General features: G+C 63.7%; 14 protein-coding genes. 4 read left to right on the top strand and 10 right to left on the bottom strand.

The features are described 5' to 3' along the window. Window positions 1-43: 43 nt before the first annotated feature. Together nrdR and CI601_RS01220 are read right to left on the bottom strand one after the other, a co-directional pair. A complete protein-coding gene (gene nrdR, locus CI601_RS01225) occupies window positions 44-526 on the bottom strand; it encodes a transcriptional regulator NrdR (protein WP_024627226.1) in 483 nt (160 codons plus the stop codon). Between the two features lie 158 nt (window positions 527-684). Further along, window positions 685-1,113, bottom strand: a complete 429-nt coding sequence (locus tag CI601_RS01220) for a LysM peptidoglycan-binding domain-containing protein (RefSeq protein WP_121914013.1) — start codon at window positions 1,111-1,113, stop codon at window positions 685-687. A 151-nt stretch (window positions 1,114-1,264) separates the two neighbouring features. Here CI601_RS01220 and lexA point away from each other — a divergent pair, with 151 nt between their 5' ends. Beyond that, complete coding sequence (lexA, locus tag CI601_RS01215; protein ID WP_229133102.1) at window positions 1,265-2,080, top strand: transcriptional repressor LexA; 816 nt, start codon at window positions 1,265-1,267, stop codon at window positions 2,078-2,080. A gap of 3 nt (window positions 2,081-2,083) precedes the next feature. Here lexA and CI601_RS01210 read toward each other — a convergent pair whose 3' ends face one another. The 3 genes from CI601_RS01210 to hflX all read right to left on the bottom strand — a co-directional run bounded on the left by CI601_RS01210 (window position 2,084) and on the right by hflX (window position 5,616). After that, window positions 2,084-3,016 (bottom strand): cation diffusion facilitator family transporter, encoded by a 933-nt coding sequence (locus CI601_RS01210; RefSeq protein WP_121914012.1) that lies wholly within the window; start codon window positions 3,014-3,016, stop codon window positions 2,084-2,086. Window positions 3,017-3,087: 71 nt separating this feature from the next. Next, window positions 3,088-4,050, bottom strand: a complete 963-nt coding sequence (locus CI601_RS01205) for an L-lactate dehydrogenase (RefSeq protein WP_024627229.1) — start codon at window positions 4,048-4,050, stop codon at window positions 3,088-3,090. Window positions 4,051-4,149: 99 nt separating this feature from the next. Beyond that, entirely contained in the window at window positions 4,150-5,616 is a 1,467-nt protein-coding gene (gene hflX, locus CI601_RS01200) for a GTPase HflX (protein WP_121914011.1), read from the bottom strand. Between the two features lie 222 nt (window positions 5,617-5,838). Between hflX and CI601_RS01195 the strand changes: the two genes are divergently transcribed. From CI601_RS01195 to CI601_RS01185, 3 genes are read left to right on the top strand one after another with little or no spacing between them, the layout of a single operon-like run. Next, on the top strand, window positions 5,839-6,501 hold the full coding sequence (locus CI601_RS01195) for a class I SAM-dependent methyltransferase (RefSeq protein WP_121914052.1): 663 nt from the start codon (window positions 5,839-5,841) through the stop codon (window positions 6,499-6,501). Continuing rightward, the gene (gene hrpA, locus CI601_RS01190; protein WP_121914010.1) at window positions 6,498-10,568 is read left to right on the top strand and encodes an ATP-dependent RNA helicase HrpA; all 4,071 of its coding nucleotides are present in this window, start codon (window positions 6,498-6,500) and stop codon (window positions 10,566-10,568) included. Before CI601_RS01195 ends, hrpA begins: the two co-directional genes overlap by 4 nt. After that, window positions 10,565-11,452: a hemagglutinin gene (locus tag CI601_RS01185; protein ID WP_183129701.1), complete on the top strand. Its 888-nt coding sequence runs from the start codon at window positions 10,565-10,567 to the stop codon at window positions 11,450-11,452. The genes hrpA and CI601_RS01185 overlap by 4 nt, the downstream gene beginning before the upstream one ends. Window positions 11,453-11,461: 9 nt before the next feature. On the opposite strand, the gene glnA is transcribed toward CI601_RS01185, so the two are convergent. From glnA to hisB, 5 genes are read right to left on the bottom strand one after another with little or no spacing between them, the layout of a single operon-like run. Then, window positions 11,462-12,799: a type I glutamate--ammonia ligase gene (gene glnA, locus CI601_RS01180; RefSeq protein ID WP_121914009.1), complete on the bottom strand. Its 1,338-nt coding sequence runs from the start codon at window positions 12,797-12,799 to the stop codon at window positions 11,462-11,464. Window positions 12,800-12,845: 46 nt separating this feature from the next. Next, a complete protein-coding gene (priA, locus tag CI601_RS01175) occupies window positions 12,846-13,577 on the bottom strand; it encodes a bifunctional 1-(5-phosphoribosyl)-5-((5-phosphoribosylamino)methylideneamino)imidazole-4-carboxamide isomerase/phosphoribosylanthranilate isomerase PriA (RefSeq protein ID WP_121914008.1) in 732 nt (243 codons plus the stop codon). A gap of 1 nt (window position 13,578) precedes the next feature. Beyond that, the gene (hisH, locus tag CI601_RS01170) at window positions 13,579-14,328 is read right to left on the bottom strand and encodes an imidazole glycerol phosphate synthase subunit HisH (RefSeq protein ID WP_121914007.1); all 750 of its coding nucleotides are present in this window, start codon (window positions 14,326-14,328) and stop codon (window positions 13,579-13,581) included. Window positions 14,329-14,359: 31 nt separating this feature from the next. Next, window positions 14,360-15,112: a hypothetical protein gene (locus CI601_RS01165; protein ID WP_121914006.1), complete on the bottom strand. Its 753-nt coding sequence runs from the start codon at window positions 15,110-15,112 to the stop codon at window positions 14,360-14,362. After that, window positions 15,109-15,711: an imidazoleglycerol-phosphate dehydratase HisB gene (hisB, locus tag CI601_RS01160; RefSeq protein WP_121914005.1), complete on the bottom strand. Its 603-nt coding sequence runs from the start codon at window positions 15,709-15,711 to the stop codon at window positions 15,109-15,111. The genes CI601_RS01165 and hisB overlap by 4 nt, the downstream gene beginning before the upstream one ends. Window positions 15,712-15,765 lie beyond the last annotated feature (54 nt).

Genomic DNA, 15,765 nt, shown 5'->3' with positions numbered 1-15,765 from the left:
GGACCTGTTGCAGTCAGAATGGCCGGTGCCCGAATAGCCGAATTCAGGACTGTGCAGTAGCAGACTGCTCTTCAGCTGACTGGTCTTCGGCGCGCAAGGTGTCGATGGCCTGCTGGAAGTCCTCCAGGTTGCTGAAGTTGCGATAGACCGAGGCGAAGCGCAGATAGGCCACCTCGTCCAGCTCCCGGAGAGGCTTCAGGATAGCCCTGCCGACCTCTTCCGAATCGACCTGTGCCAGGCCACGCGAACGCAGATCCTCTTCTACCTGCTGGCCCAAGAGTTTCAGGTCATTTTCATCAATGGGCCTACCTTGGCAGGCCTTCCTCACGCCAGCAATGACCTTGTCCCGATTGAAGGGCTCGGCATTTCCTGAGCGCTTCATAACCAGGAGGATTGAGGTCTCCACCGTGGTGAACCGACGCGAGCATTGCGGACACTCACGGCGGCGTCTGATGGCATGGCCGTCGTCGCTTATTCGCGTATCCACAACCTTGGTATCGGGATTTTGGCAGAAAGGACAGTGCATGTTCAATATCATAGCGCCAAAGAACTTCAAGACCCACGTATACCGGGCCTATCAGCGTATAACACTGGACAAACTCCTCAAACTCAGCTAGTTACCCTTTTCCAGTCAACAAGCTATTGAAGCCCCATTGGTGGTTCCCTGAACCGAAGATCGCTGCCTCACTCGTCGCTGGGAATCAGAATTCGGTCCCCAACGCGCAGATTGGGTGAGGACATATTGTTGATCTCCATGATGCGGTCTACGTTTTTAGTGACGTCCTCGCCTTGCGGCGTGATTGAGGCCGCATAGGACCAGACATTATCGCCCGGACGAACTGTACGGGTGACGACCTCCTGTGGTCCTGGAGCGGAGCTGGCCGGACGAGCCATCAATCCGACCCCAGTCAGGGCCAGGGCGCTCACTGCTAGGAAAACCACAGATCTGCGTATGGTGACGCTCGCAAAACCCTGCTCGGACAAACATGCTGTTATAGCTCTACGCAGACGAGCCATGATGGACGAGAACACATTACTGATACGGACCCGGCAGTCCGAAAGCACGTTCGAAGGCGCTGACATGCGGGGACTGGCGCAGGAACGAACAACCATGGCACACCTCTTTCGAACATTTGTTCTATCGAACAGATGTTCTCATTGTGGCACCGTAGTCGTCATTTGGCAAGACCGATTCGAACATTTGTTTGATTTTTCACTTCAGGCAGGTTAAGCTGGGTTCAGTTTCCAAGGAAAGGAGCCATCAGTGAGCACCATCCCCTTTGCCGGGTCTGCGACCATGAGCTCCGCCAGCCAGTCCACTACCACTGACAACGCAACCTCTCAGGAAAAGGCCGAGACCTCAGCCAAAAACGAAGCGAAAGAAAACGCTGTCAGCTTCGAGAGCCAAAATCAAGGATCCAGGCCTGAGCTCACCGATCGCCAGGCCAGGGTGTTGGAAGCCATCAAGCGTCACCTGTCAGAGCGCGGATTCGTGCCCTCCTACAGGGAGATCGGCAGAGACGCGGGACTGCGCAGTACTTCTTCTGTCAAGCACCAACTTCAGGTCTTGCAGGATCTGGGTTACATTCGTCTGACTGCTAACAAGGGCCGTGCCATAGAACTGGTCCAGAACCATCCTGAGCCGACCGCAGGAACCGCCAGAATCGTTCCTTTCCCTGACACAAAGGCCGACGAGGCCATCATGCAGTCGCGCGATGTACCCCTGGTCGGCAGAATTGCCGCCGGCCAGCCCATTCTGGCCGAACAGCATGTGGACGATGTCATGCGTCTGCCGGAACGTTTGACCGGATCCGGCGAGCTCTTCATGCTTGAGGTCCATGGGGATTCCATGGTCGATGCCGCCATCTGCGACGGAGACTTTGTCGTCGTCCGCCGTCAGCAGGAGGCCGAGAACGGAGATATTGTTGCAGCCCTGCTGGACGATGGTGCCACGGTTAAGACCTTCCGCCGCGAGGAGGGCCACGTTTGGCTGATTCCGCACAACCCGGCCTACTCCCCCATTGACGGCACCCACGCCGTCATCATGGGCAAGGTGGTCACCGTTCTGCGCAAGGTCTGAGGGTTACATATCCAAGTGCTCGCCGCTGCTGTTACGGTGGCCCTGTGGTTCTATCTGAAAGGTCGTGTGTTCGACCGAGACCGGGAAATGATCGCGCAGACAGCGTTGCATGCTGGTCAGAATACGTTCGTTTTCGACAGCCGTCGTGCCCTGACGCACTACCACATGTGCCGTCAGCTGCGGCAGACCAGTGGAAACGCTGTTGGCATGCAGATCATGAACCTCAAGTACGCCAGGCACACCCTCCAGGTGCTTCCTGACCTTGGCCATGTCGAGCTCCGGCGGGGTTTCCTCAAGAAGCACAGAGACGCTGCTGGCCAGGAGCTTGATTGCGCGGGGAATCATCAGCAGAGCGATCAGGGCTCCCGCCACGGCATCGAACCCGGCCCAACCGGTGATCATCATGACCACAGCTGATATCAGAACCGCCACCGAGCCCAATGCGTCGTTGACCACTTCGAGAAAAGCGGCACGCATGTTCAAGTTGTCCTTATGCCCGGAGGCCAGGACCAGGATGGACCCTACATTGGCAGCCAGGCCCAAAATGCCGAAGAAGAGCAGCAGCCCCTGCTGATGGACCTGATCCCGCCCAGGTGACCAGAGTCGCAAGACGGCCTCCACAATGGCGTAGATGCCCACAGCTAGCAGAACCAGAGCACCGCCAGCCGCCGTGATGACCTCCAGACGGGACCAGCCCCAGGTACGTCGGTTCGTGGGGCGACGCTCCATCAACACGGCAGTGACCGTGGAGGCGATCAGCACAGCCATGTCGGTCATCATGTGCCCGGCATCGACCAGCAGAGCCAGGCTACGGGTGACCACGGCGCCGACAACTTCAGCCACGAAGACCGATCCCGTCAGCGCCAGGGTCATCAGCAACTGTCTACGATGGGCGGATCCGCCACCACCCTGGACACCACCTTCATGAGCGCTCATGCATACCCCGATTCATCAGTCACCAAAGTATGTCACCAGGGGTCATAAGGCAAGAGTCTTCGAAGAAATACTCAGAAACCGAACTTGCTTGCCGTCTCCTTGAGGGTCTCGGCGGAACGCTTCAGAGCGGCCAGCTCGCCGTCGCTCAGAGGGGTGTTGATGTGGGTGTTGACCCCGTCACGGTTGAGCACGCTGGGCACCGACATGCACACGTCGGAGATCCCGTGGAAGTCCTCCAGCAGAGAGCTGACCGGCAGGATTCGGTCAGTGCCGTTCAGGATGGACTCGATGATGTCCACGCCGGACATGGCGATGGCGAAGTTGGTCGCCCCCTTGCCCTCGATAATCTGGTAGGCGGCGTTCTTCACCTCCTGGTGGATCTCCTCGCGCTTGGCCGCGTCCAGGGGCTCATGGCCGGGCAGCTCCATCCAGTCGCACATGGGCACGCCGCCGATGGTGGCCGAACTCCAGAGGGGGACCTCGGAGTCGCCGTGCTCACCGGCAATGTAGGCATGGACGTTCTTGACGTTGACCCCGGTCTGCTGGCCGATCAGGTAGCGCAGGCGGGCGGAGTCCAGGTTGGTGCCCGAACCGAACATCTGGTTGACCGGCAGCCCGGATAGCTCCAGGGAAACCCTGGTCACGATGTCGACGGGGTTGGTAATCAGCAGGAAGATGGCATTGGGGGCCACCTCGACCATCTGAGGAATGATGGACTTCATCATGTTGATGGTGGCGCCGGCCAGGTCAAGCCGAGTCTGCCCCGGCTTCTGCCTGGCTCCGGCAGTGATGACCACCATGTCGGCATCGGCGCAGATCTGCGGATCGTCCGAGCCGTCGATGGTGACCGTGGGGTAGAAGCTGGATCCGTGCTGCATGTCGCGGACCTCGGCCTCAACACGCTGGGCGTTGATATCCTCAAGGACGATCTCCCGAGCCACACCGCGCTGGGCCGCCGAGAAGGCCAGGGTCGACCCCACGGCACCGGCTCCTACGATCGCTAGCTTGGTTGGCTTGATTGATGATTCCGCCATAGTTTTATGGACCTCTCTTATCGGAACCCGGGAAACGGGTTTGCCGCTGACAACATACGTAGTTTACCCAGCATAGGTGACCTGGCGTGCACCTGCCCCTTAGGAGCCCAACCCGGCTGCTGGCGTGTCACCTGTTGAAGCCTGCAAGGGCTTCTCGTCGATGGCCTGATCAAGCACGGCAGCCGCCAGCCGGTCGTCCACATCAGCGCTCAGCGCAACCCCATCGGCCCGGTATTCCAACGAATTCACCCGTCCCAACTGCCGCACCTGTTCCAGCAGGGAGCCACTGGTGTAGGGCAGGATGGCCTCGACATGCACGGCGGGGGCGGGCAGCAGCTCCTCCACTCGTCTGCGCAGGGACTCAAGGCCCCGACCCTGCCTGGCCGAGACCAAAAAGGCATCAGGCTCAAGGTTGGCGAGCCGTTGCCGGGCATCCTGATCGATCAGATCAACCTTGTTGAAAACCAGCAGACGGGGAATGGACTCAGCGCCGGGGATGTCTGCCAGCACGGCATCCACAGCCCTGATCTGCCCAAAAGGATCGGGGTGGGAGCCGTCCACGACGTGCAGAATCAGGTCGGACTGACCCACCTCCTCCAGGGTGGATTTGAAGGCTTCGACCAGCTGAGTGGGCAGGCGGCGGACGAACCCGACCGTGTCCACGTAGACGTAGAGCCGACCGTCCGCCGCCTTGGTGCGCCTGACGGCCGTATCCAGGGTGGCGAAGAGGGCGTTCTCCACCAGTTCCTCGGACCCGGTCAACCGGTTGGTCAGCGAAGACTTGCCGGCATTGGTGTACCCCACCACGGCCACTGCCGGCAGCTGGTAGCGCCGACGGGATCCACGCTTGACCTGACGCGAGGGGGCCATCTGGGCGATCTGACGCTTCAACCGGGAAATCCGTCGTCTAATGACCCGCCGGTCGGTTTCGATCTTGGTCTCACCTGGGCCTCGAGAGCCTATGCCGCCGGCCTGCCCGGCAGCCTGTCCCCCGGCCTGCCGGGAGAGGGATCCGCCCCAGCCGCGCAGCCTGGGCAACATGTACTCCAGCTGGGCCAGTTCCACCTGGGCTTTACCCTCACGACTAGTGGCGTGCTGAGCGAAGATGTCCAGGATCAGGGCTGTCCTGTCGACCACCTTGACCTTGGTGACATCCTCCAGGGCCCGTCGCTGGGAGGGATGAAGGTCGTCATCGGTGATGATGGTGTCAGCACCCAGCCGGGCCACGATATCCGCCAGCTCCCGCGCCTTGCCTGAACCCAGGTAGGTGGCCGGATCGGGCTTGACCCGCTGCTGGAGCAAGCCATCCAGCACCTGAGCCCCGGCAGTCCGTGCCAGGGCGGCCAGCTCGCGCAGGGACTCCTCGGCCTGACCGACCGTGGTCCGCGAACCCGACCAGACGCCGACCAGGACCACCCGCTCCAGACGGACCTTCCGGTACTCCACCTCGGTCACGTCCTGGAGCTCGCCCAGCCCCTCGACATGGCGGAAGGCGTTGCGCCGGCTGCGCTCCTGCCATTCCTGATCCTGGTCCTGCCCGACCTGCCCCTCGCTGCCGGTCAGCACCTCGGACTTGTGGGCGAGCGGGTCCTGGTGGGCATCGACAACTGTTGGGCCAAGCTCTTGGGTGGGTTGTTCTTGGGTCAAAGGCACCTCTGCACTGGTTTATGAACTAGGGAACGAATCCGGTATAGGCGGAATCATGACACAGTCTTTATTATCATCTTCTTAGCAGACATCAGTGAGTGCCCGAGGGACGGGCAGGATTCGAAGACGGACAGGATGGACATGACGCACAGGGACCATGGCAGCAGCCGGGGACAATCCTCCAGGACCGGGACGGACGGAGGCGAACAGTACTTCGTAGCCCGTCCGGCCTCCCCCGACCAGCGGCGGACCATCCAGGTGGAGCTGGCCGGCCGTACCTGCCCGGTGGAGGTCTCCCACGGGGTTTTCTCGTCAGGAAGGCTTGACCTGGGCACTTCGGTCCTGCTCAAACGCGTCCCCCTGCCTCCGGCCGAGGGCGAATTTCTGGATCTGGGCTGCGGCTGGGGGCCCATCGCCCTGAGCATGGCCATGCAGTCGCCCAAGGCTGATGTCTACGCTGTGGACACCAACCTGCGAGCCCTGGACCTTACCGCCCGCAACGCACAAACCCAGGGTCTTGACAGGGTGCGCACCCTAACCCCGGAACAGGTGCCGGACGATCTGCACTTCGACCTGATCTGGTCCAATCCGCCCATCCGGGTGGGCAAGGCGGCCCTGCACGACCTGCTGATGACCTACCTGCCCAGGCTGAAGCCCCAGGGCCGTGCCTATCTGGTGGTCCAGCGCAACCTGGGTGCCGACTCCCTGATTCCCTGGCTGGCTGACACCCTGGGCTCCGGCTGGACGGCGGAAAAGTACGCCTCAGCCAAGGGCTACCGGGTCATCGAGGTGGGCCGGGCATGAGGTTCGAGTATCCAGCCGAGCTGCCCATCAGCGCGGCCAAGGAGGACATCGTCCATGCCGTGCAGTCCTCCCAGGTGGTCATCGTCTCGGGCCAGACCGGCTCGGGCAAGACGACCCAGATCCCCAAGATCCTCCTGGAAATGGGCCGTGGCGACCACGGCCACCAGATTGTGCACACCCAGCCCAGGAGGATCGCCGCCAGAACCGTAGCCGAGCGCATCGCCTCGGAGACGGGCACCAGGCTGGGCGACCAGATCGGCTACCAGGTGCGTTTCACCGACAAGTCCAGCCGAAGCACCCGCCTGCGAGTGGTCACCGACGGCATCCTCCTGGCGCAGATCCAGGGCGATCCGCAACTGCGGGCCTACGACACCATCATCATCGACGAGGCCCACGAGCGCAGCCTCAACATCGACTTTCTGCTGGGGTATCTGACCGCCCTGCTGCCCAAACGGCCCGATCTGAAACTGATCATCACCTCGGCCACCATCGATTCGGTCAAGTTCCGGGATCACTTCGCCAAGGCCCTGCACACCCAGGTGCCCGTGCTGGAGGTCTCCGGCCGCACCTATCCGGTCCAGACCCTCTACGAGCCTGCCGGATCGGCCCCTGCCCTGATGCGGCATGTCCCTGGGTTCGACTCCGAGGAGGAGGGCCAAGACAGGGAAGAGCCGGACATACCCAAGGCGGTGGCCCGGGCCTGCGCCGAACTGGTCATCCACTCCACCCATGTCGACGGCCCCAGGGACATCCTGGTCTTCGCCGCCGGCGAGCGCGACATCCGGGAGTACGAGACCGCCCTGCGGCGCCACTTCGGCCCGCGGACCTCCGACATGCGCCGTCCTGACGCCCTGGAGATCATCCCCCTCTTCGCCCGCCTGTCCGCCAAGGAACAACACCGGGTCTTCGAAAGCCACGGCCATCAGCGCATCGTCATCGCCACCAACGTGGCCGAAACCTCCCTGACGGTGCCGGGCATCCGATACGTGGTGGATCCTGGACTGGCCAGAATCAGCCGCTATTCCAAGTCGGCCAAGGTCCAGCGGCTGCCTATCGAGCCCATCTCCCAGGCCTCGGCCGATCAGCGTGCAGGCCGCTGTGGACGTGTGGCCGACGGCATCGCCATCCGCTTGTATGCCAAGGACGACTATGACACCCGTCCCAAGTTCACCGACCCAGAGATCCTGCGCACCTCCCTGGGGTCGGTCATCCTGCACATGCTCTCGGTGGGTGTGGCCCATACGGCCGAGGATGTCACCGACTTCGGCTTCATCGATCCGCCCGACACCAGAGCAGTCAGCGACGGTCTACGGGAGCTGACCGAGCTGCAGGCCATATCCCGCCAGCAGGGCCTCATCCGCCTGACCAGCCTGGGACGGCGGCTGGCCAGAATCCCCATCGACATCCGCCTGGGCAGAATGATCCTGCAGGCCGGTCAGGACGCCACCCCGGACACCCTGGCCGCCGTTCTGGTGGTCGTGGCCTTCCTCTCCCTGCAGGACCCTCGTGAGCGCCCGGAGGAGAAGCGCGAGGAGGCCGACCGGATCCACGCCCGCTACGAGGACCCCTCCAGCGACTTCCTGACCGCCCTGAACATCTGGAACCGATTCTTCCCACAGGACAAGGAGCCCTCCAACGGGACCCTGCGCAAGGCCTGCAAGCAGGAGTACATGGCCTTCCTACGCATGCGGCAGTGGCATGACCTCTACCGGCAGCTGGCCCAGATGTGCCGAGGCCTGCACATGAAGGTAGGCTCCCCCGTCCCCGTCAAGGGTCCGGACCAGGCTCTGCTGGCCCTGCCTATGGAGCAGCAGGCGGCACACGCCCTGGTCTGCTCCTGGGACGACCAGGGCATCCATCGTTCCATGCTGGCCGGCCTGCTCTCCAGCCTGGGCATGCAGGTGATCCACGAGCCCAAGGCCTCCGATTTCGCCGGCCTGCATGGCGCGGCCCGGGCCAAGGCCATGAAGCGGGCGCGCCGGCAGGCCAAGAACGACTACCAGGGGGCGCGCGGCACGCATTTCGCCATCTTCCCCGGATCTGCGCTCTCCAAGGCCAATCCGCCCTGGATCATGGCCGCCGAGCTGGTGGAGACCTCCAGGCTCTGGGCTCGCTGCTGCGCGGCCATCGATCCGGCCTGGGCCGAACCCCTGGCCAAGTCCCTGACCAGGACCACCTACGCCGAACCCCACTGGTCGGCTTCCCGTGGTGCCGCGGTCGCAACTTCCAAGGTCCTGCTCTACGGCCTGCCCATCGTGCGCGACAGGATGGTCCAGTGGGCCCGGATCAACCCCGGCCAGGCCAGGGACATGCTGATACGCCAGGGCCTGGTCGAAGGCGACGTGCGCGAGCGCTTCCCGCATGACGGCTTCATCCAGGCCAACCGGCAGGTGCTCAGCGAGGCTGGCGAGCGAACCAGCCGAACCCGCCAGGTGACCGGCACCGTCACCGAGGAGGACCTCTACGATTTCTACCAGGAGCGCATTCCCCAGGAGGCCACCTCCCTGGCCGCACTGGGCTCTTGGTGGCGGCGGCACCACGATGCGGACCCCCACCTGCTGGACTTCGACCCTGACAAGGTGGAGCGCCTGAACGACCAGTCCGCCTCCTACCGACCCGGAGACTACCCCGACCACTGGCACACCCTGGGCACCGACGGCCGGCCCATGGATCTGCCCCTGACCTACCGCTATCAGCCGGGAGAGCCGGACGACGGCATCACGGTCCACATCCCCCTGCACTGCCTGAACCAGCTGACGCCCGGACAGTTCAGCTGGACTGTGCCCGGCCTCCTGGATGACCTGATCACAGCCACCATCAAGTCCCTGCCCAAGGCCCTGCGGGTCCAGTTCGTCCCCGCCCCTGATGCCGCCCGAACCATCCGCGCCTGGATAGACGGCCACTATCCCCTGCTGCCCGGCGCCGATCCTGACTCGGCAGAGCAGGCCACCTACGGATCGGCTGACCAGCAGTCTGCGTCCGGGAACGAAACCGGTGCAGAAGTCATCCCCGCCGAGGGCTGGCCGGACTTCGAGCAGGCCTTCACCGCCGCGGCCATTGATACGGTCGGAGCCCAGCTACACCCAGAGGTCTTCACCCAGGCCAGGCTGGAACGACTGCCCGACTATCTGCGGCCCACCTTCCAGGTGGAGGAGAAACGGCGCCACGGCCATCCCAAGATCCTGGGCCGGTCCAAGTCCCTGACCGACCTGCAGCGCGACCTGGCCGGACAGGCCCGGCAGTCGGCCCGGTCCCGGGTTGACTCCCAGGCCAGCAAGGCCGCCCGACAGGGCCAGGTGGTCAAGAGCGCCGACCTGCTTCACCAGTCCGGCGCCACCACCAAACCGCGAGAGGAGCTGATCTGGCAGGCCGCCCTGGGCAAGCTCCACCTGCCTGCCCAAAGGATCTCCTCGCGCTGGCTGAGCCGGGAGGCCTTGATGCTGGCCTCGGCCCCCTACCCGGACACCTCCGCCCTTGCCGAGGACCTGCAGATGGCCGCTGTCAAGCGCCTGATCCCCCACACCGAGGCCATCACCGACGACCGGTCCCTGCAGGAGGCTGTGGCCGGCGTCAGCCAGGTCTACGAGGATACTGTGTATCAGGTTGCCAAGGATGTGGTCGCCATTCTGGAGACCTCGGCCCAGGTGGACAAGGCCGTGTCTGGCCCCGCCGATCTCCCCCTGCTCTCGGTCCTGCAGTGGATCCGCCAGCACGCCGGCGGATTGGTGGCCAAGGGCTTCATCGGCGCCGACCCGCCCTACGCCCTTCCCCGCCTGCGCACATATCTGAAGGCGGACCTGATGCGCCTGAACAAGGCCCGCAGGGACAAGGACCGTGACGTACGATGGGCATGGCAGGCGCAGACCGCCCAGGATCTGGTGGACCAGGCGGCCAAGGCGGCCCAGGCCCTGCCCGCCGGTCCCGGACGAGACCAGGCCATGGACCGTGCGCGAAGGGGACGTTGGATGATGGAGGAGTACTTTGTCTCCATCTGGGCCCAGGAGCTGGGGACGGCCATCCCTGTCAGCCTGCAACGGATCAGGAAGGTGCTGGAAGGAAAGCCATGAGCACAAAACCATCGGGACGATCACGCAGGGGCAGCACCAAACGCAGACGGATGACCCTCCGCCGCGCGCAGACCCTGGGGGCCGCCCTGATGGCCATAGTCCTGGTGGTCGCCCTGTGCATCCTGGCTGTCCGCTTCGTCTCCTACCGGCTGATGGTCGGCCGCGTCATCCGCCACCAGGAGGAGCTGTCCCAGGAGTACGTTTTCAATCCAGGCAAAATCATCACCAATCACCGCTTCCATGACACCGTCGATATGAACGCCGACGATGTCCAGGACTTTTTAAACAACCATGAGGCCTCATGCAGCGGATCCACCTGCCTGCGCAGCCTGCAGATGGATGTCCCCGACCGTCCCGGTGACGGTCTATGTGATGCCTACAAGGGCGGCAAGAGGCAGAGCGCGGCTCAGATCATCGACGGTGCCGCCCGCTCCTGTGGAATCAGCCAGAAGGTCCTCCTGACCATGCTGCAAAAGGAGCAGCATCTGGTGGCCACCAACCAGTCCCCCACACAGGTCCAGCTCAAGTCGGCCATGGGCCTTTCCTGCCCAGACGATGCAGACTGCGACACCCGCTATGCCGGATTCTTCAATCAGGTCTACGGGGCCGCCCACCGATTCCGCTACTACCAGGCCCATCGGGACCAGTATGCCTACCAGACCAAAGCCCTGAACGATGTGCGCTTCAGCCCCGATGCCTCCTGCGGCAGCGGCAAGGTCTACATCGAGAACGACGCCACCGCCCTGCTCTACATCTATACGCCCTACCAGCCCAACGAGGCAGCGTTGCAGGCAGGCGACGGCGAAGGCGACCGCTGCTCCAGCTACGGCAACCGCAACTTCGTCATCATCTACAACAACTGGTTCGGCCGATCGGACCAGTGAGCCCCGGTTTCAAAGCCTGGGCAGGTAGTAGGCCAGCTCGTAGGGGGTGACCTGCCGGCTGTATCCGGCCCACTCCCGGTGCTTGTTGCGCAGGAAATACTCAAAGGTCTGCTCGCCAAGCACCTGGGCCACGAAGTCCGACTTCTCCATGACCTTGAGCGCCGCGTCCAGACTGTCAGGCAGGGGCTCGATGCCCATGGCCTGCCGCTCGGCGTCGGTCAGCTCCCAGACATCATCGCTGGTGGGCTCGCCCAGGGTCATCTTCTGCTCGATCCCGTCCAGGCCGGCGGCCAGCAGCACCGAATAGGCCAGATAGGGGTTGGCCCCCGGATCCAGCCCGCGGAACTCCATCCTGGCCGAGTTGCCCTTGCCGGGCTTGTACTGGGGTATGCGCAGGAGGGCGGACCGGTTGTTGTGCCCCCAGCAGACGTAGCTGGGCGCCTCGGCCCCGCCCCAGAGACGCTTGTAGGAGTTGACGTACTGGTCGGTCACCGCGCAGATCTCGGCCGCGTGGGCCAGGATGCCGGCGGCGAACTGCCGGGCCGTCTGGGACATGTTGAACTCCTGGCCTACCTCGTAGAAGGCATTGGTGTCCCCCTCGAACAGGCTCAGATGGGTGTGCATGCCCGATCCCGGCTGGTCGGTGAAGGGCTTGGGCATGAAGCTGGCGTAGATCCCCCGCTCCAGGGAGATCTCCTTGACCACGGTCCGGAAGGTCATGATGTTGTCGGAGGTGGTCAGGGCGTCGGCATAGCGCAGGTCGATTTCGTTCTGCCCCGGTCCGGCCTCGTGGTGGGAGTACTCCACCGAGATGCCCATCTGCTCCAGCATATTGACGCAGGCCCGGCGGAAATCCATCCCCGGGCTGCGGGGCACATGGTCGAAGTATCCGCCCTCGTCGATGGGGGTCGGGGTCTGGGACCAGTCCTCCTGGTTCTCGAACAGGTAGAACTCAATCTCCGGGTGGGTATAGAAGATGAAGCCCTTCTCCTTGGCCTTGGCCAGGGCCCGCTTGAGCACGTGCCGGGGATCCCCGCTGCTGGGCTCGCCATCCGGGGTGAGCACGTCGCAGAAGATCCGGGCTGTGCCCTGCGGCCCTCCCCTCCAGGGAAGGATCTGGAAGGTGGACGGGTCGGGCTTGACGATCATGTCATCCTCGGAGACCCTGGTCATGCCCTCGATGGCCGAGCCGTCAAAGCCCAGCCCCTCCTCGAAGGCCACCTCCAGCTCGGTGGGCGCTATGGCCACCGACTTCAGGGTTCCCAAGACATCGGTGAACCAGAGACGAATGAACCGGACATCGCGCTCCTCGACGGTGCGCAGCGCGAACTCCTCTTGCTTATCCATAGAGCTTATGCTCCCATTCCTATATTTCGCAGACTTGCTTATAGCGTTAACAATGCCCCGAGACCAGATCCAGTGCCTGCCCCAGGGTGAAGGCCCCCTCATAGAGGGACTTGCCCAGAATGGCGCTGTCAACGCCCCGATCCACCAGATCCAGGATGTGGCTCAGGTCATCCAGGCTGGATATGCCGCCCGATGCCGTCACCCTGGCCGGGGTCCGGTCAGCCACCTGTCCCAGCAGATCCAGGTTGGGGCCGGTCATCATCCCGTCGCGGGTCACGTCGGTGACCACGTACCGGCTGCACCCGTCCCGGTCCAGTCGCTCCATGGCCTCGAAGAGATCTCCGCCCTGTCTGGTCCAGCCCCGTGCGGCCAGGGTGTGTCCGCGCACGTCCAGACCCACGCAGACCCTCTGCCCGTAGCGAGCCAGAACCTGGCTGGTCCACTCCGGGTCCTCCAGGGCCGCCGTGCCGATGTTGACCCGGGTGGCACCTGCATCCAGGGCGGCCTCCAGGCTGGCATCGTCACGGATGCCGCCGCTCAACTCCACCTTGACGCGATCTCCCAGCTGGCTGACCAGGGCGGCCAGCTTGTCGCGGTTGTCGCCAGTGCCGAAGGCTGCATCCAGATCCACCAGGTGGAGCCACTGGGCACCCTGGTCGACCCAGGCCTTGGCCGCATCGGCAGGCTCGCCGTAGACCTTCTCGGAGCCGGAGACCCCTTGCCTGAGGCGGACCGCCTTTCCGTCGCGGACATCGACAGCGGGTAGGAGCGTCAGCATCTCATTCACCTTTCTCGGAGGGGATTCCGGAAGCCCCGGGAAGGGTCCGCACCCAATTGGTCAGCAGCCGCGCCCCGGCCTGACCGGACTTTTCAGGATGGAACTGGGTGGCGCTCAAGGGACCGCATTCATAGGCGGCCACGAACCTGCTGCGCCCATAAGTGGCCCAGGTAACCAGCGGTTCGCCGAATAATGCGCCCTCTGTTGACCCTGGCTGCCTGTCGCTGTGTTCATTCAACGCCGATACTCGTAGGGACAGATCGGGGTGCGCCACGCCGGCCCGTTCATCCCCCTGCACCGCCATGGCGGCATAGGAGTGGACGAAGTAGAAGCGCTGGTCCTGGACCCCTGCCAACAGTCGTGTTCCCTGTGGCGCCTGGACATGGTCCCAACCCATATGGGGCACCACGTCAGCGTCCAGCCTGGTCACCCGACCGGGGATCAGGCCCAGTCCGGGCTCGCTGCGGCCGTCCTCGTCCCCGAACTGGAACATGATCTGAAGGCCTATGCAGACCCCCAGAACCGGCAGGCCCTGGGCCAGACGGTCCAGGATGATCCGGTCGCCGCCGACAGCGCGCAACCCTGCCATGCAGGCTCCGTATGCTCCCACGCCGGGAATGACCAGGCCGTCGGCCTTCATAGCCAGGTGCGGGTCGGCGCTGATCTGCGCATCGACCCCCAGCTGGGAGAGGGCATGCACCATGGATCTGACATTGCCGAACCCATAGTCAAGCACCTGTATCCTGGTCATGTTCCTCCTAGCAGGTCTTTTGCCTGAACGTTTACTCGACGCGGCCCTGGCGAGTCGATCCGCCGGCCCCGAACCTGGTGTGCGAGGCGATGATGCCCATGGCCTTCTCGCGGTTGTACTCCCCCGAGTCGAAGATGGCGGCCCCATCCTGGCGCAGCCTGTCCACCGTGGTGGTCCCGATCATCAGGTCCTCCACGAAGTCGGCGGTGGCGGCAAAGAGGATGGGCGGCGCAAGCGTCTGCCCCGACTGCCCGCTGATCCAGAGGGTCACTTCGAGCTTGTCGGCCCGGTTGACCGCCAGGATGGCGCTGAGCCCGGATACGACGGTGGTCAGATCGCGGATGGCTGCCTCGGGTCCGTCCCCGTCCAGGTTTCTCAGGACGGCCACGGCACCCTCACGAGCCTGGATGCACCAGGCCGAGATATCGGATATCTGGCAGAAGGCCGCCAGCAACTCTGCCGAAGCCAGGCGGGTCACCATGACAGCGGCCTTGGCCCGGTTGCCGATCAGACCTTCCAATTCTTGGTCGAAATCGGCCGCAACGCCATCAGCCCCGTCCGGTTCCACCGACGATTCGTCAGCGGGCCCGGAATCCAAACCGGCCTCGTCAGCCACGCCCGATCCGGAGTGTTCAACGGGCTGATCCGCCTGATTCTGGCCTTCATTGAACTCGGCCTCAAAGCTGGCCAGGGCCCGCTCGACCTCTTCCTCGCTCAGATGATGGCCGGAATCCGGCAAGCCCTGATCCTCGCTGTCATTCTTGTCGTGTTCATCAGCACTCATAGCGACCCCTTGGTGCTGGGGATCCCCTTCACCCTGGGATCCGGCTCCACGGCGAAGCGCAGGGCCCTGGCCAGAGCCTTGAACTCAGCCTCGGCGATGTGGTGCGGATCCCTGCCCGACAAGAGGGTCAGATGCAGGCAGATGCCGGCATGCAGGGCGATGGACTCCATGACGTGCCTGACCAGGGAGCCGGTGAAGTGCCCGCCGATCATGGCATACTCGAACCCCTCAGGCTCGCCGGTGCAGACCGCATAGGGCCTGCCGGAAATGTCGACCACGGCTCGTGCCAGGGCCTCGTCCAGGGGAACGGTGGCATCGGCGAAGCGCTTGATGCCCCGTTTGTCACCCAGGGCCTGGGCCAGGGCCTCGCCAAAGACGATGGCCACGTCCTCGACGGTGTGATGGACGTCGATCTGGGTGTCCCCGCTGGCCTTGACGGTCAGGTCGATCAGGGAATGCCTGCCCAGGGCCGTCATCATATGGTCATAAAAAGGAACCGAGGTGTCGATATCGGTCACTCCGGTGCCATCCAGGTCCAGACTCAGGCTCACCTTGGATTCACTGGTCTGGCGGGTGATGGTGGCTGTTCTGCCTGCCATTGCTGCTCCTCCGCTTTCTGCCGCGCTCTCCAGTTCGCACTGTGTCTTCTGCAC

The sequence above is a fragment of the Bifidobacterium sp. wkB344 genome, from assembly GCF_003688305.1.
GTDB classification, from domain to species: domain Bacteria; phylum Actinomycetota; class Actinomycetes; order Actinomycetales; family Bifidobacteriaceae; genus Bombiscardovia; species Bombiscardovia mizhiensis.
Note: the sequence above shows the minus strand (reverse complement) of the source record. Positions and strands in the feature narration are given on the sequence as shown.